General features: G+C 61.3%; 17 protein-coding genes. 6 read left to right on the top strand and 11 right to left on the bottom strand.

Going from position 1 to position 19,305, the window contains the following annotated elements; genetic code table 11:
* Positions 1–39: 39 nt before the first annotated feature.
* A complete protein-coding gene (locus tag ACFX4T_RS10655; protein WP_223948639.1) occupies positions 40–477 on the bottom strand; it encodes an RDD family protein in 438 nt (145 codons plus the stop codon).
* 325 nt (positions 478–802) lie between these two features.
* Here ACFX4T_RS10655 and glnA point away from each other — a divergent pair, with 325 nt between their 5' ends.
* Complete coding sequence (glnA, locus tag ACFX4T_RS10650) at positions 803–2,227, top strand: type I glutamate--ammonia ligase (protein WP_216923010.1); 1,425 nt, start codon at positions 803–805, stop codon at positions 2,225–2,227.
* Positions 2,228–2,347: 120 nt separating this feature from the next.
* Here glnA and ACFX4T_RS10645 read toward each other — a convergent pair whose 3' ends face one another.
* From ACFX4T_RS10645 to ACFX4T_RS10625, 5 genes are all read right to left on the bottom strand, one after another.
* A complete protein-coding gene (locus ACFX4T_RS10645; RefSeq protein WP_216923008.1) occupies positions 2,348–2,701 on the bottom strand; it encodes a hypothetical protein in 354 nt (117 codons plus the stop codon).
* A 610-nt stretch (positions 2,702–3,311) separates the two neighbouring features.
* On the bottom strand, positions 3,312–3,527 hold the full coding sequence (locus ACFX4T_RS10640) for an AsnC family protein (protein WP_216923798.1): 216 nt from the start codon (positions 3,525–3,527) through the stop codon (positions 3,312–3,314).
* Positions 3,528–3,607: 80 nt separating this feature from the next.
* Positions 3,608–4,171 (bottom strand): GNAT family N-acetyltransferase, encoded by a 564-nt coding sequence (locus ACFX4T_RS10635; protein WP_377651766.1) that lies wholly within the window; start codon positions 4,169–4,171, stop codon positions 3,608–3,610.
* Between the two features lie 8 nt (positions 4,172–4,179).
* On the bottom strand, positions 4,180–7,191 hold the full coding sequence (locus ACFX4T_RS10630) for a bifunctional [glutamine synthetase] adenylyltransferase/[glutamine synthetase]-adenylyl-L-tyrosine phosphorylase (protein ID WP_377651764.1): 3,012 nt from the start codon (positions 7,189–7,191) through the stop codon (positions 4,180–4,182).
* A 9-nt stretch (positions 7,192–7,200) separates the two neighbouring features.
* Positions 7,201–8,541 (bottom strand): glutamine synthetase family protein, encoded by a 1,341-nt coding sequence (locus tag ACFX4T_RS10625; RefSeq protein ID WP_216923002.1) that lies wholly within the window; start codon positions 8,539–8,541, stop codon positions 7,201–7,203.
* 188 nt (positions 8,542–8,729) lie between these two features.
* On the opposite strand from ACFX4T_RS10625, the gene panB reads away from it, so the two are divergent.
* Positions 8,730–9,635, top strand: coding sequence for a 3-methyl-2-oxobutanoate hydroxymethyltransferase (gene panB, locus ACFX4T_RS10620; RefSeq protein ID WP_377651763.1), 906 nt, complete (start codon positions 8,730–8,732; stop codon positions 9,633–9,635).
* A 15-nt stretch (positions 9,636–9,650) separates the two neighbouring features.
* Here the strand turns inward: panB and ACFX4T_RS10615 are convergent, their stop codons facing one another.
* Positions 9,651–9,815, bottom strand: a complete 165-nt coding sequence (locus ACFX4T_RS10615; protein WP_216922998.1) for an SPOR domain-containing protein — start codon at positions 9,813–9,815, stop codon at positions 9,651–9,653.
* Positions 9,816–9,923: 108 nt separating this feature from the next.
* Here ACFX4T_RS10615 and map point away from each other — a divergent pair, with 108 nt between their 5' ends.
* The 3 genes from map to ACFX4T_RS10600 all read left to right on the top strand — a co-directional run bounded on the left by map (position 9,924) and on the right by ACFX4T_RS10600 (position 12,452).
* On the top strand, positions 9,924–10,802 hold the full coding sequence (map, locus tag ACFX4T_RS10610; RefSeq protein WP_377651762.1) for a type I methionyl aminopeptidase: 879 nt from the start codon (positions 9,924–9,926) through the stop codon (positions 10,800–10,802).
* Positions 10,803–10,874: 72 nt separating this feature from the next.
* Positions 10,875–11,678: a polyphosphate--glucose phosphotransferase gene (gene ppgK, locus ACFX4T_RS10605; protein ID WP_275964115.1), complete on the top strand. Its 804-nt coding sequence runs from the start codon at positions 10,875–10,877 to the stop codon at positions 11,676–11,678.
* A 27-nt stretch (positions 11,679–11,705) separates the two neighbouring features.
* Complete coding sequence (locus ACFX4T_RS10600; protein ID WP_377651838.1) at positions 11,706–12,452, top strand: SDR family oxidoreductase; 747 nt, start codon at positions 11,706–11,708, stop codon at positions 12,450–12,452.
* On the opposite strand, the gene nrdR is transcribed toward ACFX4T_RS10600, so the two are convergent.
* The 3 genes from nrdR to ACFX4T_RS10585 all read right to left on the bottom strand — a co-directional run bounded on the left by nrdR (position 12,449) and on the right by ACFX4T_RS10585 (position 15,058).
* Complete coding sequence (gene nrdR, locus ACFX4T_RS10595) at positions 12,449–12,952, bottom strand: transcriptional regulator NrdR (RefSeq protein WP_216922993.1); 504 nt, start codon at positions 12,950–12,952, stop codon at positions 12,449–12,451. The genes ACFX4T_RS10600 and nrdR overlap by 4 nt on opposite strands.
* A 197-nt stretch (positions 12,953–13,149) precedes the next feature.
* Positions 13,150–14,523: a histidinol dehydrogenase gene (gene hisD, locus ACFX4T_RS10590; protein WP_377651760.1), complete on the bottom strand. Its 1,374-nt coding sequence runs from the start codon at positions 14,521–14,523 to the stop codon at positions 13,150–13,152.
* A gap of 4 nt (positions 14,524–14,527) precedes the next feature.
* Positions 14,528–15,058: a hypothetical protein gene (locus tag ACFX4T_RS10585; RefSeq protein ID WP_377651759.1), complete on the bottom strand. Its 531-nt coding sequence runs from the start codon at positions 15,056–15,058 to the stop codon at positions 14,528–14,530.
* A 115-nt stretch (positions 15,059–15,173) separates the two neighbouring features.
* Here ACFX4T_RS10585 and ACFX4T_RS10580 point away from each other — a divergent pair, with 115 nt between their 5' ends.
* Positions 15,174–15,674 (top strand): flavin reductase family protein, encoded by a 501-nt coding sequence (locus ACFX4T_RS10580; RefSeq protein WP_308169282.1) that lies wholly within the window; start codon positions 15,174–15,176, stop codon positions 15,672–15,674.
* Positions 15,675–15,704: 30 nt separating this feature from the next.
* Here the strand turns inward: ACFX4T_RS10580 and dnaE are convergent, their stop codons facing one another.
* Positions 15,705–19,262, bottom strand: coding sequence for a DNA polymerase III subunit alpha (dnaE, locus tag ACFX4T_RS10575; RefSeq protein ID WP_216922987.1), 3,558 nt, complete (start codon positions 19,260–19,262; stop codon positions 15,705–15,707).
* Between the last annotated feature and the right edge of the window lie 43 nt (positions 19,263–19,305).

Raw genomic sequence — 19,305 nt, 5'->3', positions numbered from 1 at the left:
GCTTTTGGGGCTGGGTCCAACCGGTGAGGAATGAAGACGCTACATCCGGATGAGGATCGTGTTCATGGCTTTATCGTGAAGTCCGCGCTGGTCCGGATCAAAGATGACTGCGGGGATGACCAGGCACAGGAGCAAGGTACGCACAACCGCGGCAAGCGGGCCTGCGGGGCCTCCCCCCAAGCGGACCACATGAATGCCGGCAATCCTGTGGCCGATGCTGTAGCCGAGGGTGCCGATCAGCAAGATCTGCTCCGCGGCAAAAATTGCGAGCGTTGCCCACTGGTTGCCGCCAAAAGCGAAATTGCTAATGACAAGTGCAATCGTCCAGTCGATCACTATGCCTAGGATTCGTCGCCCAGCCCGCGCCATGGAGCCAGGTCCGGACTCAGGAAGGCCGAGTCTCTCACCCGGATATTTGGAGATGCCGGACGTGTCCGGCCCGCTCAGCCAGGAGCCTATGTCTTTTCGATCAACCACCCTCCAAGCCTAACGGCTTGCGGACGGACAGACCGACGACGAAGGCCACCTTTCATGCCTGCCCTTGCGCATGTATGGCGCCAAAGTGTTCGCCCACTGGACCCGCGTGGACCTGACACCGGAAAGCCGACTACCGTTTACACAACAGATCATTCTGTAACCTGCCCGAAACAATACTGACACTCCCGGGAAATCCCATCTCCCTAAGGTGGTATGAGTTGCTAGCCACCGCGGCAAGGGGAATTTTTTGTGTCTCCGGGCCTCCGGCATGGGCTGGCTCACGCGGCCTTCCGGGCCTGTTACTTGATATGCATAAGGAGCATAGATGTTCAAGACTGCGGACGAAGTCCTCAAGTTCATCAAAGACGAAGACGTCAAATTCGTCGATATCCGCTTCACCGACCTTCCGGGCGTCCAGCAGCACTTCAACGTGCCGGCGAAGAGCGTAGACCTCGACTTCTTCGTGAACGGTCAGCTCTTCGACGGATCTTCCATCCGCGGCTTCCAGGGCATCGCTGAGTCCGACATGCAGCTCATCCCGGATGTGACCTCGGCATTCATCGACACATTCCGCATTGAGAAGACGCTTGCGCTGAACTTCTCCATCGTGAACCCCCGCACTGGCGATCCTTACCACCGCGACCCCCGTGGCGTAGCCGAGAAGGCTGAAGCTTACCTGGCCTCCACCGGTATCGCGGACACTGCGTTCTTCGCTCCCGAGGCCGAGTTCTTCGTCTTCGACAACATCCAGTACCAGTCCTCCCCGCAGGGCAGCTTCTACAAGATCGACTCCGAAGAAGCCCACTGGAACACCGGCCGCAAGGAAGAGGGCGGAAACCTTGGCTACAAGACCCCCGTCAAGGGCGGTTACTTCCCGGTCTCCCCCACGGACAAGCAGGCTGACCTCCGCGACGCCATGTGCGTTGAACTGGACAAGGCCGGCCTCGAGGTCGAGCGCTCCCACCACGAAGTTGGCTCCGCCGGCCAGGCAGAGATCAACTACAAGTTCACCACGCTGACTGCAGCTGCTGACGACCTCCAGAAGTTCAAGTACGTCATCAAGAACACTGCAGACGCATGGGGCAAGTCCGTAACCTTCATGCCGAAGCCGGTCTTCGGTGACAACGGCTCGGGCATGCACTGCCACCAGTCGCTGTGGAGCAACGGCGACCCCCTGTTCTACGACGAAAAGGGCTACGCTGGCCTCTCCGACACCGCCCGCTGGTACATCGGCGGCCTGCTGAAGCACTCCTCCGCAGTCCTGGCCTTCACCAACCCGACGGTCAACTCGTACCGCCGCCTGGTCAAGGGCTTCGAAGCTCCGGTCAACATGGTCTACTCGCAGGGCAACCGTTCTGCCGGTATCCGTATCCCGATCACGGGCTCCAACCCGAAGGCCAAGCGCATCGAATTCCGCGCTCCGGACCCCTCGTCCAACCCGTACCTGGCCTTTGCTGCCCAGCTGATGGCCGGCATTGACGGCATCCGCAACCGCATCGAACCCCCGGCTCCCATCGACAAGGACCTCTACGAGCTCCCGGCCGAGGAAGCCAAGGACATCCCCAAGGCTCCTGGTTCCCTCGAAGAAGCCCTCGAGGCCCTGCGCGAGGACAACGAGTTCCTGCAGGCTGGCGGCGTCTTCACCCAGGACCTGATCGACACCTGGATCGAGTACAAGTACGAGAACGAGATCCGTCCGCTGTCACTGCGCCCGAACCCGTACGAGTTCGAGCTCTACTACGGCGTCTAGCAACACAAGCGGCTAAGCAAGGTTTAGCCGCAGGGAATCCACAGAGATTCCGAAATAAGGAGGGCCGGCAACAGGTTCTAAAACCTGTTGCCGGCCCTCCTTTATTCGTGCCGCTGCCTACTACTCGGATTCTTTGCCCTGATCCCGGTCGCGGATGTTCTTTCCGAACTCGTCCAGTTTTTCCCTGACGGCCTTTGCGGCATCAGCAAGACCTTTTTCGGCTGTGCTCAGAGGATCCAATTGGAGGTACACGTCCCGATCAATGGGGAGGTCATACTCATCCTTCAGATGCGTACCGCCGGAGACGCCATCAAGCGATAGGTACACAAGGGCCTCAGTTCTTGCGATGCCCGCAATCGTCCCAAAGACAACAGTGAAATCATTGGGCTGAAAGCTTATGGACTGGCCCACATGGCGGCGATCCAACTCTCCAGCAGGAATAGCCTTCTCAAACGAACTTCCGTTGTATTCCATGTACTTCTCCTAAGCATCGAGAGTAGTTACGGAACCGAGTCTATAAGGCTTTTCAACGGACGAACCAGCACCTTGTCTATGGTCTTTAGTGCCTGGTTTTCGGGACTTCTCCAGGTTGGTGGGGGGCTGCGCAGTCCGCGCAAAACACCCGATCGGTTTCTTCACCGCAGCACTGACAGCGGTGAACCAGTGCCGCTTGTTCAATCACATAGGTTGTCATAGCAAATATCGTGCCTACCAGGGGCAGGTCAGGGCACGAGTAGTGTGTACTCGTTTTTTACCCTTCCGGCACAGCCAACTACTTGGTTCCGGAGGGGCCCAGCCCCTCCGGGGCACCAGCAGCCAACAGTGAATGGCCCTGCGCTCCCCCATCATCTTGCCGCCATTCGGCGTCAGCAAAAGTGGCGAAACAGCGGCGGCAAACATAAACGTCGCCGCGGCCATGCCGGGAGGACCAGTGCGGCCCGGCCTGCTCGCAGCGAAAGCACAACGCATCTGAGAAGGCTGCACCCTCTGAATCCCGACTGACTGTCACGCGAGAATCCTAAGGGACAGCAGGCCCGGACGAACAGACCCAGGCCAGGCCGGGTTCCTGTCGCCCGGTATAGTGCTACTGCTTCCCGTACTTCTTATGTACCGCCTGCTTTGTGACCCCGAGGCAAAGTGCGATTGCCTCCCACGACAAACCGGCCTGCCTGGCTGCACGTACAAGGGAAGCCTCGGCCCTGCCAACTTCCTTGTGAAGTTCAGCTACGGCATACAGCGCTTCCGCAGGCCCCATGCCGTCCATCGATCCAACAAGTGTTTTCATTCTGTCCACCTCCATGGCGTCAACCATAGTTGACGCCCTGGAGTGGCGTCAACGACCGTTGACGACAGCTCCCCGGGGACGAAGCGTGAGCATCCTCAAAAAGCCTTGTACATGATGCGCTGCGGGCCCGAGTTGCCGCCGAGGTACCGTCCGCAGTCAACGAAGCCGGCCTTTGCATAAGCTGCAAGACCCGCAGGGTTGCGCTCGTTAACAGAAAGCACGACGCCGGCCTGGCCGCCACCCTGCCTCGCCGTCAACTTGCGAGCCTCCTCCACGGCAGCCTTGGCCGCCAGCGCACCGAGGCCGCGGCCCTGGCTTTTCGAGTCGATGAGGAAACCCCTGAGAAGCCATGCGGAGTCGTCGTCCGGCCATCCTGCAAGGCGCGCCGCTCCCCATTGGAGTGTCAGGACGCCCACACCCTCCCCGTTGGCCTCGATCACATAGGGAGAGCGGGATTCTTCTTCAAGACTGATCAGCATCATACGGAGCGGATCGCCGACGAAGTCAGTTTGATCAGCCGCCAAGGCCATTTCCGCCACCGCGCCCAATTGGATGGCGCGCGCGTCATCGTCCAGCATTTTGAGCGGTATAAGCCAAACGCTCGCCAACGCAGGACGATCCCGAGGGAAGACGTCCAGCTCCGGGTCATCATCGGGCATTCCAGGCCTCAATTACCGTAGAACTCTTTTTCGAAGACAGCCCGGGCACGGCGACTCAGGCGCAGGTAGTCCTCCTCGAACTGTCCTGCGGTTCCCGGCGCGTAACCACACCAGCGCGCCACAGCTTCAAGATCCCTCCGCGACGATGGAAGTACGTCCGATGCCCGGCCTGTCACGATGACGTTCGCCGAGCGGACGCGGCTGGCGAGCTTCCAGGCCTCACGTAAGAGTCCGGCGTCGTCCTTGCCAACAAGCCCAAGGTCCTCGGCCGCGGCAAGCGCCTCCAGCGTGGCCGTAGTGCGCAACGCAGGCTGCTTGCCCGCGTGCTGCAACTGGATGAGCTGGACAAGCCATTCAACATCGCTCAATCCACCACGGCCAAGCTTCACATGGCGGGCCGGATCAGCGCCTCGAGGCAGCCGCTCCGATTCCACGCGGGCCTTGATGCGCCTGATCTCCCTGACATCCTGTTCGGCGAGCTCAGCCGGGTAGCGGATGGGATCAATAAGCCGAAGGAAGTCCGCTGCCAAGTCGTCTGAACCGGCCATGGGACGCGCCCGCAGCAACGCCTGCGCTTCCCATATCAGTGACCACCGGCGGTAGTACTCGGCATAGGAATCCAAAGACCGGACCATGGCGCCGTTCTTGCCTTCGGGCCGCAGGTCTGCGTCCACCATCAACACCCGCTCGGCCATGATGGCGGGCTTGAGCGGCTGGGTGAGAAGGCTGGAGACTTTGGCGACTATCGCGGTCGCCTGCTCCTGCGCTTCCTCATCGCTGAATCCAGGCCGGGCGCGGTGAACATACATGACGTCAGCGTCTGAGCCGTAGCCGATCTCGCGGCCACCCTGCCGGCCCATGGCCACCACCAGAACCTCCGTTTTCAGAGGATCGGACTGGGTAGCGATGGCTTCAGCCACGTGAAGGGCTCCGAGGACGGCAGCCCGGTCTGTTTCGGCCAACGCCAGTCCCACGGCGTCTTGGTCAAGCAAACCGGCACTATCGGCAATCGCGGTCCGCAGAATCTCCCGGCGACGGATCAACCGGATGAGGCGCATGGCACTCTCCGGATCCGGATGCCGGGACAATTTAGAGCGGATTTCCTGCCATTGCGCCTCAAAGGGGATGGGAGCCAGGTCCTTGTCGCTGCCAAGCCACGCCACGGACTCCGGTGAGACTTCCAGGAGGTCCGAAATGAGCCGTGAATTGGCCAGTACCTGGCAGAGGCGTTCGGCTGCCGCCTGGGAATCACGAAGCATCCCCAAATACCAGTGCGTGGTGCCCAGCGCTTCGCTGACCCGTCGGAATGCAAGGAGCCCGGCGTCGGGATCCACGCCTTCGGCAAGCCAGCCAAGAAGAATGGGCAACAGTTGCCGCTGCAGTGCCGCACGTCGGCTTACACCGGCAGTCAGCGCCTCAATGTGACGCATCGCGCCCTGGGGATCGAGGTAGCCGAGGGCGGCAAGACGGCCCTGGGCTGCTTCCGGGCTCAACTTGGCGTCTTCGCTGCTGAGTTTCGCGGCGGTATTGAGCAGCGGCCGGTAGAAAATTCGCTCGTGCAGTTCCCGAACGGACCGTTTGGTTTTCTGCCAGGTCGCCCTCAGCTGGTCAGGATGGGGGCGCTCAAGCGAGAAGGGCCCCAGGACAGCCTTCGCCAATACCCGCTGGGCATCCTCCGCCACGGGCATGAGGTGCGTTCGGCGCAACTGGAACAATTGAATCCGGTGCTCCAGAAGCCGAAGATAGCGGTACGCGTTGTCGAAACCGGCGGCGTCGGCACGTCCGATGTAGCCGCCGGCGGACAATGCCGCGATGGCCGAGGTAGTGTCGCGGCAGCGAAGAGACTCGTCCGACTTGCCGTGAACCAGCTGCAACAACTGGACGGTGAATTCGACGTCGCGCAGCCCGCCACGCCCAAGTTTGATCTGCCGCTGTTCCTCGGCAGCCGGAATGTAATCCGTGACCCGGCGCCTCATGGCCTGGACGGACTCGACGAAGCCATCACGGCCGGCAGATGCCCACACGAGTGGCTCGACGGCCTTTTCGTATCGTTGGCCGAGCTCGCGGTCGCCGGCAATCGTCCGGGCCTTCAGCAGCGCCTGGAATTCCCAGCTCTCAGCCCACCGGGCGTAGTAGCTCAGGTGCGAGGGCAGCGTCCGCACCAGGGGCCCTGACTTTCCTTCCGGGCGAAGGTTGGGATCTACTTCCCACAAACCCGGTTCAGGTGCCGACGAGGAAATCGCCCGCGAGATGCCGGACGCCAGGGCGGTGCCGATGGTCGCGGCGCGGGCGTCGTCCAGCTCCTCTGCCTCGATGACGTAAATGACATCGACGTCGGAAATGTAGTTCAGCTCGCGGGCACCACATTTGCCCATGCCAATGACTGCGAGCCCGACGTCGGCAACCTCCGAGGCGTCGAACTGGGCAGCCGCCTCGGCCCGGGAAACGGCAAGGGCAGCTTCAATGGCGGCCCCAGCGAGGTCTGCAAGCTCTGCACCCACGGCGGGCATGAAGTCTTGCGGCGACGCAGCGCAGAGGTCCTTGATGGCAAGCTCTGTTAGCCCGCGGCGGTAGGCCGTCCGCAGGGCCGCGTACGCCGGAAGCCCCGTCAACCCAGCCACTGGACGCTGCGCACCGGGCTCGGCCTTGACCGAACGAAGAAGCAGGGACCTGAGCTCTTCGCTTGATGCCGGGAGTGGCTCCGGGCTAACCCGGACATTAAAAACGTCCAGATGCTCCGGCCTGCGCATGAGGAACTCACCCAGCGCCTCCGATGCCCCCAACAGCCGGTACAGGGATTCGCTCGTGTCCGGGTCAGCGCCAGCCAACTTTTTGAGGCCGGGGTTCTTCTCAATCAGCCGGACAAGTGATTGCAACGCGGTATCCGGGCTCGCCGCCAAGGAGAGCCCGGCGAACAAGGCGTCCTGTTCGATGCCTTCAAGTTCCGGGGCAGCAAGAAAACGCTCACCCTTTTCCAGGTCACTGAATCCGGCTGAGATGAGCCGACGTGCAAGGCTCATTGGCCCTGCCTACAGAATGCCGAGGTTGCGCTGCAGCTCGTACGGCGTGACCTGGAGGCGGTAGTCCTGCCATTCCGCGCGCTTGTTGCGCAGGAAGTGTTCGAAGACCTGCTCGCCCAGGATCTGGGCCACCAGCTCCGATTCCTCCATGGCACGGATGGCATCGTGGAGGCTGGCCGGCAGCGGAGCGTGGCCCATGGCTTTGCGCTCTGCGGAGGTCAGCGACCAAACGTCATCTTCGGCAGCTGCCGGAAGTTCGTAGCCTTCTTCGATACCCTTCAAACCGGCGCCCAAAAGGACGGCATAGGCCAGGTACGGGTTGGTTGCGGAGTCGATGCCGCGGTACTCGATGCGCGCCGACTGGCCCTTGCCGGGCTTGTACAACGGCACACGCACCAACGCGGAGCGGTTGTTGTGGCCCCAGCTCAGATAGCTCGGTGCCTCACCGCCGCCCCAGAGCCGCTTATAGGAGTTCACGAACTGATTGGTGACCGCGGTGAATTCAGGAGCGTGCTTGAGGATACCGGCAATGAATTGGCGGGCAGTCTTGGACAGCTGGAACTCGGCGCCGGCTTCAAAGAATGCGTTGGTGTCCCCCTCGAAGAGCGAGAAGTGTGTGTGCATTCCGGAGCCCGGGTGGTCCGTAAACGGCTTGGGCATGAACGTGGCATACGTGCCCTGCTGCAGGGCAACTTCCTTGATGACCGTGCGGAAGGTCATGATGTTGTCCGCAGTCTGCAGGGCATCCGCGTAGCGAAGGTCAATCTCGTTCTGGCCCGGCCCGCCCTCGTGGTGGCTGAACTCCACCGAGATACCCACCGATTCCAGCATGGTCACCGCGGTGCGTCGGAAGTCCTGCGCAACACCGCCAGGGACGTGGTCGAAGTAGCCGCCCTCGTCAACCGGGACGGGGGCACCATTGGGGCCAAGCTCCTTTGACTTGAGCAGGTAGAACTCGATTTCAGGGTGCGTGTAGCAGGTGAATCCCATATCCGCGGCCTTGGCAAGGGTCCGCTTGAGGACGTTTCGGGGATCTGCTGCTGAGGGTTCCCCGTCCGGCGTCAAGACATCACAGAACATCCTGGACGTTTGTTCGGTCTCACCGCGCCAAGGAAGGATCTGGAAGGTTGAGGGGTCAGGCTGTGCCAGCATGTCCGACTCAAAAACCCGGGCAAGGCCCTCGATCGCTGAGCCATCGAATCCCAGGCCCTCTTCGAAGGCACCTTCAACTTCTGCCGGAGCCAGAGCCACGGACTTCAGTGAACCCACGACGTCGGTGAACCACAAGCGTACGAAGCGCACGTCACGCTCTTCGATCGTCCGCAGAACGAACTCTTGCTGGCGGTCCATAGGGCCTCTTTTCCGGTTCGGTGTCCATGCCGCAGTTCCCAGTCATTGAAGCCACGGCAGCTCAGACTTCACTCTACTAAGCATTCGGTGGGAATGCCGCCGCAGTAGCTGCGCGTAACACAGCGTTTACAAACGTGACCCTTGGCACACTGCTGGCAGGCGTCGTCGGCACGGCTTAGGCTCTATCCATGGCCCCAAGCAACCTTCCTGAGTCCACCACGCCCGCCGAAGTCCCCGCGCCCTACGGCAACGGTCCCGCGGCGGCCGCCCAGGCACCGTCAGTTGGCGCCAAGAAGCAGGTCAGCAGGGTGCGCATCCATCATCTTCAGCAGGCCAAGGATAACGGCGAGCACTTCGCTATGCTCACCGCCTACGAGCAATACACTGCTGAGATCTTCGACCAAGCCGGGATCGAAGTCCTCCTGGTGGGCGATTCCGCCTCAAACAACGTCTTCGGCAACGAGACCAGCCTTCCCGTCACAGTGGACGAGTTGCTGCCTCTGTGCCGGGCGGTGAGCCGTTCATCCAAGCGCGCCCTGGTGCTGGCTGACCTGCCGTTTGGCAGCTACGAGGTTTCAACCGAGCAGGCAGTCGCCACCGGCGTACGTTTCCTCAAGGAAGGATTGGCCCACGCGGTCAAAATCGAAGGCTCTGCCTACTATGCGGAGACTGTGAAGGCCATGGTCCAGGCCGGCATTCCTGTCATGGCCCACATTGGATTCACTCCCCAGAGTGAACATTCCCTGGGTGGCTACCGGGTCCAAGGCAGGGGCGATGACGCCAAGCGGCTCATCGATGACGCTGTGGCCTTGCAGGACGCAGGCGCTTTCAGCGTCCTCATGGAGATGGTGCCCGCAGATACTGCTGCTGCCGTCGATGCCGCGCTGCGCGTACCGACTGTAGGCATCGGAGCCGGCAAGAGCACCACGGGCCAAGTGCTGGTCTGGCAGGACATGGCCGGACTGCGAGGCGGCAAGATGGCAAAGTTCGTCAAGCAGTATGCAGACCTTCGCACGACGCTCACGGATGCCGCCGCTGCCTTTGGAGAGGACGTCAGATCCGGAGAATTTCCCGGACCTGAGCATTCCTTCTAGCTACGTCCTGGCGCCCTAGTCATCGTCCTGGGCGTCCCAGGCATCGTTGCGTTGCTTGACCTTTTCCAGCGCGTGCTCGGCTTCTTCCCTGGTCTTGTAAGGGCCAATCAGCTGTGTCCAATCGGACATGGCGTCCTCTTCGATCTCATGCGTCTTGACGTTGTACCAGTACTCCGTCACGTCTCCTCCTCGTCCCGGTTGCCCTCAAACGCGTAACGTTGGCGGAGTCACGTGGGCCCAGCCGCGCTTTGTTACTTGCGTCTCTTGTGTGCCTTATATGATCAATCTATGCCTTCTCTTGCTTCGACCGCACCCATCGGCACGCTCACTCCGGGAATCATCAGCCCTGAACGGCCCGTCCCGGCGTCGATCCCCCGCCCCGAGTACGTCGGCAAGAAGGCACCCAGCAAGTTCACCGGCTCCGAAGTGAAGTCAGCGGAGACCATCGAGAAGATCCGTATCGCCAGCAGGATCGCTGCCCAGGCCATCGTTGAAGTTGGCAAGCATATCCAGCCCGGCGTGACGACGGACCAGTTGGACAAGATTGGCCATGAGTTCCTTGTGGACCACAAGGCCTACCCCTCCACGCTGGGCTACCGGGGCTTCCCGAAGTCCCTCTGCTCTTCCCTCAATGAAGTTATCTGCCACGGCATCCCCGATTCCACGGTGGTTCAGGATGGGGACATCCTGAACATTGACATCACCGCATTCATCGGCGGAGTGCATGGAGATACCAATTACACTTTCCTGGTTGGCGACGTGGATGAGGAATCCCGTTTGCTGGTTGAGCGTACGCAGGAGTCGCTCAACCGGGCCATCAAGGCCGTGGCCCCCGGCCGCGAAATCAACGTAATCGGCCGCGCGATCCAGTCCTATGCCAAGCGCTTCGGCTATGGCGTGGTTCGGGATTTCACTGGCCACGGTGTTGGTGAGGCGTTCCACACAGGCCTCATCATTCCGCATTACGACGCAGCCCCGGCGTACAACACCGTGATCGAGGCAGGCATGGTCTTCACCATCGAACCCATGCTGACCCTTGGCACCATCGAATGGGATATGTGGTCCGACGACTGGACGGTTGTTACCAGGGACCACAAGCGCACGGCCCAATTCGAGCACACCCTGCTGGTCACCGAGACCGGCGCGGAAATCCTGACCCTTCCCTAGCTTTCCGGAAGGTCAACCGCAGCCCCGGGCGGCTGCGCCATGCCCACCCCTCCTGCCATGATCGGAATTGCATTGTCCAAGAAGGATGAGAAGACCCACAAGAACGCGCCGCTGATCGGAATCGACATCGGCGGCACGGGCATCAAAGGCGGCATCGTCGACCTCAAGAAGGGCAAGCTGATCGGCGAACGCTTTCGCGTTCCCACGCCACAGCCCGCCACTCCCGAGGCAGTAGCCGAAGTTGTGGCAGAGATCGTCAAAGAACTTTCCAGCCGCCCCGACGCCCCTGCCGCGGATTCCCCCGTGGGTGTCACCTTCCCGGGAATCATTCAGCACGGTGTGGTCAACTCTGCCGCAAATGTGGACAAGTCCTGGCTGGGCACCGACATCGACAAGAAGTTCACTGACCGTTTAGGCCGCCCCGTCGAGGTCATCAACGATGCCGACGCCGCAGGTCTCGCAGAGGCCCGCTATGGCGCAGGCGAGGGCGTGGACGGCACCGTCCTGGTCATCACGCTCGGGACCGGCATCGGCTCCGCCTTCATCTTCAACGGCCAATTGGTGCCCAACGCCGAGCTCGGTCACCTTGAGGTTGACGGATTCGACGCCGAAACCAAGGCGTCAGCCGTGGCCCGCGAACGCGATGGCTTGAGCTGGGACGAGTACGGCGTCCTGCTCAACCGCTACCTGCAGCACGTCGAGTTCCTGTTCTCCCCGGAACTTTTCATTATCGGCGGCGGCATCTCCAAGCGCTCGGATGAATATTTCCCGCACCTGCAATTGCGCACCGAAATTGTCACCGCCAAGTTGAAGAACGACGCCGGCATCGTGGGCGCTGCCCTTGAGGTCGCTCTGCACCACAAGCTAGCCAAGTAGCTGAAGTTGCCTGTGGACTACGACGCCATGCCCGGAATCGCGATCGTCACGGGTGCCAGCCGCGGAATTGGCGCGGCAGTTGCAAACGCGGCGGCACGTTCCGGGTATGGCGTAGTGGTCAACTACTCGTTGGACGCCGAGGGTGCTGATGCAGTGGTTGAGGACATCCACGCGCAGGGAGGTAGGGCGCTGGCCGTGCAGGCCGACGTCAGCCAGCCCGCCGACGTCGGGCGCTTGTTCGATGCTGCCGCAGCTTGGGGGCCATTAACAGCCGTCATCAACAATGCGGCCATTACGGGCAACCGGATCGGAACACTGGCAGAGGTGCCTGCCGAGACCGTGCAGCGCGTCATGGACGTGAACGTGGCAGGCATGATTTTCATGTGCCAGGAAGCGGTCCGAAGACTCTCTACCGACCACGGCGGTCCGGGTGGTTCGATCATCAACATTTCCTCGACCGCAACAAAGGCCGGTTCCCCCGGGACATGGGTTCACTACGCGGCGTCGAAAGGTGCGGTGGACGTTTTGACGGTGGGCCTGGCTGCGGAAGTGGCAAAGCAGGGCATTCGTGTCAACGCTGTGGCTCCCGGCAGTACCAACACCGGACTCCACGCAGCCGCAGGAATGCCCGACCGCGTAGAACGGCTCAATCCAACCATTCCCATGGGCCGGGCGGCTGAACCTGAAGAGGTGGCGGCGGCTGTGATGTGGTTAATGTCCGGCGAGGCCGGCTACATTACTGGAGCAGTCCTCCCGGTGTCCGGCGGCCGCTAAAGCTGGCTTTTCTCGGAGCCTTTGGCTTCCTTGGCCCCGGCTTTGGCGTGGGCCTCGGCCTCATGCCGCAGCAAGGATATTGCGGATTCGAAGTCTTCGAGCGACTCGAATGCTTGATAGACGCTGGCAAACCGCAGGTACGCCACCTCATCCAGTTTCCGCAGGGGACCGAGAATGGCAAGGCCTACTTCGTGGGCATCGATTTCAGCGGCACCCGAAGAGCGGATGTTCTCCTCGACTTCCTGCGCCAGCATGGCCAGATCGTCTTCGGTGACGGGGCGGCCCTGGCACGCTTTCCGCACACCGCTGATGACTTTGATGCGGCTGAACGGCTCCCCGACTCCCGAACGCTTGATGACGGACAGGCTGGTGGTTTCCACCGTGGTGAAGCGTCGCCCGCATTCAGGGCATTGCCGGCGGCGCCGGATGGAAGTTCCGTCGTCAGCCATGCGGCTATCAACGACGCGCGAGTCAGGATTCCGGCAGAACGGACAGTACACGCTGGGCCTCCCCTGATCAGCTCCGGCCCGCGTTACACCGGCAGGGTGCCGGAAACGCAAAGGTGCCGGAAGATTCTCTTCCGGCACCAGTTTACGTTCGATGACACCGTAATGACAAGCTTGTAATTACTACATGTAGTGGTGATGACCCGTATATGTAGTGGTCAGGTCCCGTTTAGCCTGTGAGGGTTCTGACGTCAGCTTCGTCCGCTGAAGCGGATCCTGACCGCATCCCCATGTCCTGGAAGGTCCTCAGCTCCGGCCAAACTCACGATGTGGCCACTGACTTGCTCCAGGGCCGTACGGTCGTAGTTGATGACCTGCACTGCGCGCAAGAAGGTGGTGACGTTCAGCCCCGAGGAGAAGGCAGCGGTACCGCTCGTGGGCAGCACGTGGTTTGACCCTGCGCAATAGTCGCCAAGGCTCACGGGGCTGTAGTCCCCCACGAAAATGGCTCCGGCGTTGCGGATCCTCGCCGCCACCGCCGGTGCGTCCGCCGTCATGATCTCAAGGTGCTCAGCGGCGTAGGCATTGCACACCGCAATCCCCTGTTCCAGGTCATCCACCAGCACCACACCGGATTGCGGACCGGAGAGTGCTTCAAGGACGCGTGCGCTGTGCTTCGTGGCGGTTGCTTGCCGTGCCAATTCACCCACGACGGCGTCCGCCAGGTCAGCGGAGTCCGTCACCAGGACAGAGGCGGCCTTGGGATCGTGCTCGGCCTGGCTAATGAGATCGGCAGCCACCAGTGCGGGCTGGGCAGTGGAATCGGCCAGGATAGCGATCTCGGTAGTTCCTGCCTCGGAATCGATGCCGACGACTCCCTTCACCAGCCTCTTGGCAGTGGCGACGAAAATATTGCCAGGTCCCGTGACGAGATCCACAGGCTCGATAGGAGATACTCCCTCCGAACCGGGGATTCCGTAGGCAAACGAAATGATCGCTTGGGCGCCGCCAATCGCGTAGACCTCATCGATTCCCAGCAGCGCTGCCGCCGCGAGGATGGTGGGGTGCGGAAGTCCGCCGAAGTCCTTTTGAGGCGGCGAAGCCAAGGCGATGGATTCGACACCTGCAGCAACGGCGGGAACGACGTTCATGATCACCGAGGAGGCCAGGGGCGCGAGACCACCCGGGACATACAGCCCAACACGCCCCACGGGAATCCAGTTCTGGCTGACAACCGCGCCATCAGCCAAAGCGACGTCAACATTGGCTGGACGCTGCTGATCGGCAAACTGCCTGGCCCGGCTGATCGACTCTTCCAACGCGGCGCGGACACTGGGATCAATGTCAGCCAAGGCCTTGGCAAGCGCCTCGGCAGGTACCCGCGGGTGGGACTGTTCAACGCCGTCGAAGTTCCTTGCAAGTTCGGTCAGAGCAGCAAAACCGCGGCTGCGGACGGCTCCCATAATGTCCAGGACCCTCTGCTCCGCATCTGCCATCGTCTGATGCTTCGCCCTGGGTACAGCAGCGCGCAGCTCAGCCAGCGAGAGGTGGCGGCCGCGGAAATCGATACTGCGGAAATTCAAGGATGCAGCGGCAGGGGCGGAGGTATCCGAAGAAGTGGTCACCCGGCTATTTTACGGGCTTCCTGGAAAGAACCCCGAACAGCGCCAGTACAAACGTCACGAACGCGATAGCGCCGGGCCACAAGATGAGGACGGCGTAGGAGCGAAGAGTGAAACCGTAGTCGGCACCCAGGGAAGGGTCCGGCGCGGGTCCCCATAGCTGCGCTGCAACCAAGCCAACCACCCAGGCAATCGCTGCGCCGGCCGCGCCCCCTGCCAGTGCCAACGCCAACCGCCTGCCGGCCCCGGTTCCCTGGAGCTTTCCGTCGAGCATCAGGCCGGTGACACACCCGGCCACCAGCATCAGCCCGGCAAGGACCAAATCGCGCGGCAACCACGAATCCGGGTTTGCAGGATTTGCCAGTTCGGGGTTCCCCGATACCAGGTTTCCCCCTCCCGGCGCCAGAATCCACCAGAGAATGCCTATGACTACCCCCGCAGCCGCGGGTAGGACAAGCCACAGGGCGTCCCGCGAACGCCAGGGAGTTGCGGCGTCGGGCTGGATTTCCGCGGGAACGTGCACAGTGGGCTGAGTCATGGAACTCACATTAACAAAGGTTCACGTGTGCCCATTAAAATAGAGAAGTGGGGCACAGGGAGGAATACCCTGAGAGAAAGACGCCCCCGACCCCAGTTCCAGGAGATTCATCAACGTGGCAAGCGAACTATCCGGCTTCGAAAAGACGTTCAGGGAAATGTTCCGCCGCCATGCCGCCGGGGTGGCAATCATCACAGCCAACCTCAATGGCAAGCCCTTCGGCTTCACTGCCACCTCCGTTGCATCCCTGTCCGCCGAACCGCCACGTTTCACCTTCAACATGGCCCGAAGCTCAAGTTCCTGGCCGGCCATCGCCAATGCCAACTACATTGGCGTGCACATGCTCGGACTGGAGAACCAGGCGCTGGCAGATCGCTTCGCGAAGACGCGGGACCGCTTCGAGGGTGATCACTGGGAGCCAGGTCCGTTCGACGTCCCCATTCTCAAGGACGTCGCAGGATGGCTGGTGGGAAAGATCCAAATGCGGTTGTCGTTTGAGAACAACGCTGTGGTGGTCGTGGAAGTCGTGGACGGCCAGGTGGGCGACGACGGCGCTCCCCTGCTCTATCACGGTGGCGGTTACAGCCAGCCGAGGCCACTGGACTACGAAATCTAGCCTCCTCCAGCATTCCGGCCTTCCACTGCGCTAGTTATCCAGGCAGGCCGGACCCAACAGGACTTTCAGGTCGCCAAAGAGCGATGGGCTGGGGTTGACCCGCATGTGCACGGGAAGCCCCATGACCTCAACTTTCGTGTCCCCCATGAGCTTGAGCCGGACCTCGGAGTTGCCCCGATGCGTCCGCAGCACATCCCGAAGGTCAGTAACCACTGCTTCGGTGGCCTTGAACGTTGGAATAGTGATCACCACCGGTCCGTTCACACTCTCACTGAGATCCGGCACCGAGAGTTCCATGCAGTTCAGCGTCACGGCTCCGTCGTCCCTGCGCTGGAGGCGGCCCTTGACCACCACGATCAGGTCTTCAGCCAGGACGGAGGCGATGGGCCCGTACACCTGGCCGAAGAACATGACCTCCATGGAGCCGCCCAGGTCTTCAATCTCGGCACGGGCGTAGGCGTTGCCACTGGCCTTGGCGATCCTGCGGCTCAACGAGGTGATCATGCCCGCGATGGTGACTATCGCGCCGTCGTGCGGTCCGTCTTCGGCGATGATCGAGGTAATGGACTGCTCGGCATGCTGGCTGAGGACGCCTTCCAAGCCCTGCAAGGGATGATCCGAAACATACAGGCCCAGCATGTCGCGCTCGAAGGACAGCTTGTCCTTCTTCTCCCATTCAGGAAGGTCCGGAATTTCCGTAGTCAGCGAAGCTTCAGGTTCCTGGTCCTCGAAGCCGGCGAAGAGATCGAACTGGCCGATTGCCTCGTTGCGCTTGAGGGTGATGACGGAGTCGATGGCCTCTTCGTGGATCATGGCCAAAGCACGGCGATGGTGTCCCAGTGAGTCGAAGGCGCCGGCCTTGATCAAGGATTCGATCGTGCGCTTGTTGCAGACCACTGCAGGGACCTTCATCAGGAAGTCCTTGAAGGAGGTGTAGCTGCCTTCGGTGGTCCGCGCAGAGACCATGGCTTCCACCACGTTAACGCCGACGTTTCGGATGGCCCCCATACCGAAGCGGATGTCCGTTCCCACAGGAGTGAAGTTCAACGAGGATTCATTGACGTCCGGCGGAAGAACGGTAATGCCCATCCGGCGGCACTCGTTGAGGTAGATAGCCGATTTGTCCTTGTCGTCACCGACGGACGTGAGCAGGGCAGCCATGTACTCGGGCGCATAATGGGCCTTCAAGTAGGCAGTCCAGTAAGAAATGACCCCGTAGGCGGCCGAGTGCGCTTTATTGAACGCGTAGTCGGAGAACGGAAGCAGAATATCCCAGAGCGTCTTAACGGCGGCCATGGAGTAGCCGTTGTCCTGCATACCTTGGGAGAAGCCGGCGAACTGCTTGTCCAGCTCCGACTTCTTCTTCTTGCCCATGGCACGGCGAAGGATATCGGCTTGGCCCAGCGAGTAGCCGGCAAGCTTTTGCGCCACCGCCATAACCTGTTCCTGGTACACGATCAGGCCGAATGTCCCGCCCAGGATTTCCTTGAGCGGTTCTTCCAACTCCGGGTGGATGGGAATTACTTCCTGGATCCCGTTTTTGCGCAGGGCGTAGTCGGTGTGGGCGTTGGCGCCCATGGGTCCAGGCCGGTACAACGCGAGAACTGCGGAGATGTCTTCAAAGTTGTCAGGCTTCATGAGCTTGAGGAGGGACCGCATGGGTCCACCATCGAGCTGGAACACGCCCAAGGTGTCACCGCGCGCCAGGAGCTCGTACGACGCAGCATCGTCGAGTTCCAGGTTTTCCAGGTCCAGTTCAATGCCGCGGTTCATCTTGATGTTTTCCAGGGCATCCGAAATGATCGTCAGGTTTCGAAGGCCCAGGAAGTCCATCTTGATCAGGCCGAGGCCTTCGGACGTCGGATAATCGAACTGGGTGATGACCTGGCCGTCCTGGAAACGGCGCATGATAGGGATGACATCAATGATGGGATCCGAGGACATGATGACGCCGGCCGCGTGCACGCCCCACTGGCGCTTCAGTCCCTCAATACCCAGCGCGGTCTCGAAGACTTTGGCGGCCTCGGGATCCGTGGCGATCAGCTGGCGGAAATCTCCTGCCTCGCTGTAGCGCTTGGACTCGGGGTTTTGGATATCTGCTAGCGGGATGTCCTTGGCCATGACGGCGGGCGGGAGCGCCTTGGTCAGCTGCTCTCCCATGCTGAACGGGTAGCCAAGCACGCGGGAGGAGTCCTTGAGCGCCTGCTTGGTTTTGATGGTTCCATACGTGACGATCATCGCCACGCGCTCGTCGCCGTACTTCTTGGTGACATAGTCGATCACCTCGGAGCGGCGGCGGTCATCGAAGTCGACGTCGAAGTCAGGCATCGAGACACGGTCCGGGTTGAGGAAGCGTTCGAAGATCAGGCCGTGCTGGAGCGGATCAAGGTCAGTAATACGCATGGCGTAGGCCACCATGGAGCCTGCACCGGAACCACGCCCCGGACCAACACGGATCCCGTTGTTCTTGGCCCAGTTGATGAAGTCGGCGACCACCAGGAAGTACCCGGGGAAGCCCATGGAGGTGATGACCCCGAGCTCGTAGTCAGCCTGCTTGCGCACCTTGTCCGGCACGCCCTGCGGATAGCGGTAGGCCAGCCCTTTGTCCACTTCCTTGACCAGCCAGGAGGTTTCGTCCTCGCCCGGCGGGCAAGGAAAGCGCGGCATGTAGTTGGCGTCGGTGTTGAAGGACACCTCACAGCGTTCTGCAATGAGCAGCGTGTTATCGCAAGCATCCGGGTGGTCGCGGAAAAGCTCACGCATTTCCTGCGGGGATTTCAGGTAATAGCCGCTGCCGGAGAAGGCAAAACGGGACCCGCCATTATCGTAGGTGGGCTCAAGGAGTGTGGAACCGGACTGAATGGCCAGCAGTGCCTCGTGGGCCTTGGCATCGTGCTCGTGTGTGTAATGGAGGTCGTTGGTGGCTACCAACGGAAGGTTCAGGTCCTTGGCCAGCCGCAGGAGGTCCCCTGTGACACGGCGTTCAATGTCCAGGCCGTGGTCCATCAGTTCGCAGAAATAGTTCTCCGCACCAAAGATGTCCCTGAACTCTGCCGCGGCCTCCAGCGCTTCGCGGTACTGGCCAAGCCGAAGGCGTGTCTGGACTTCACCGGACGGGCAGCCCGTCGTGGCAATGAGCCCCTCGGAGTACGTATTGAGCAGTTCCCGATCCAGGCGGGGCCACTTGCCGAAGACGGAATCCAATGAAGCAATGGACGAAGCCCGGAACAGGTTCCGCATGCCCACGTTGTTGTAGCTCAAGAGCGTCATGTGGGTGTAGGAACCACCACCTGAGACATCGTCTTTGCGCTGGCTCTCATCTCCCCAGCGGACGCGTTCCTTGTCACCCCGGGCCGTACCAGGGGTTACGTAGGCTTCTACGCCGATGATCGGCTTGATGCCCTTGTCCGTGGCCTTGCGCCAAAAATCGAAGGCACCAAAGAGGTAGCCGTGATCAGTGGTGGCCAGGGCGGGCATTCCCAGGCGTTCGGTTTCATCGAACAGCTCACCCAGCCTGGCCGCTCCATCCAGCATGGAGTATTCGGTGTGGGTGTGCAGGTGGACGAACGAATCATTGCTGGAAGTCACCACGACAGTCTACCGTCCCGCCCCTGACAAAATGCGGAACCCT

Origin of the sequence: Paenarthrobacter sp. YIM B13468 (genome assembly GCF_042788025.1) — a bacterium.
Taxonomy (GTDB): domain Bacteria; phylum Actinomycetota; class Actinomycetes; order Actinomycetales; family Micrococcaceae; genus Arthrobacter; species Arthrobacter aromaticivorans.
The sequence above is the reverse complement of the archived record's forward strand: the minus strand, read 5'-3'. Positions and strand labels throughout refer to the sequence as shown.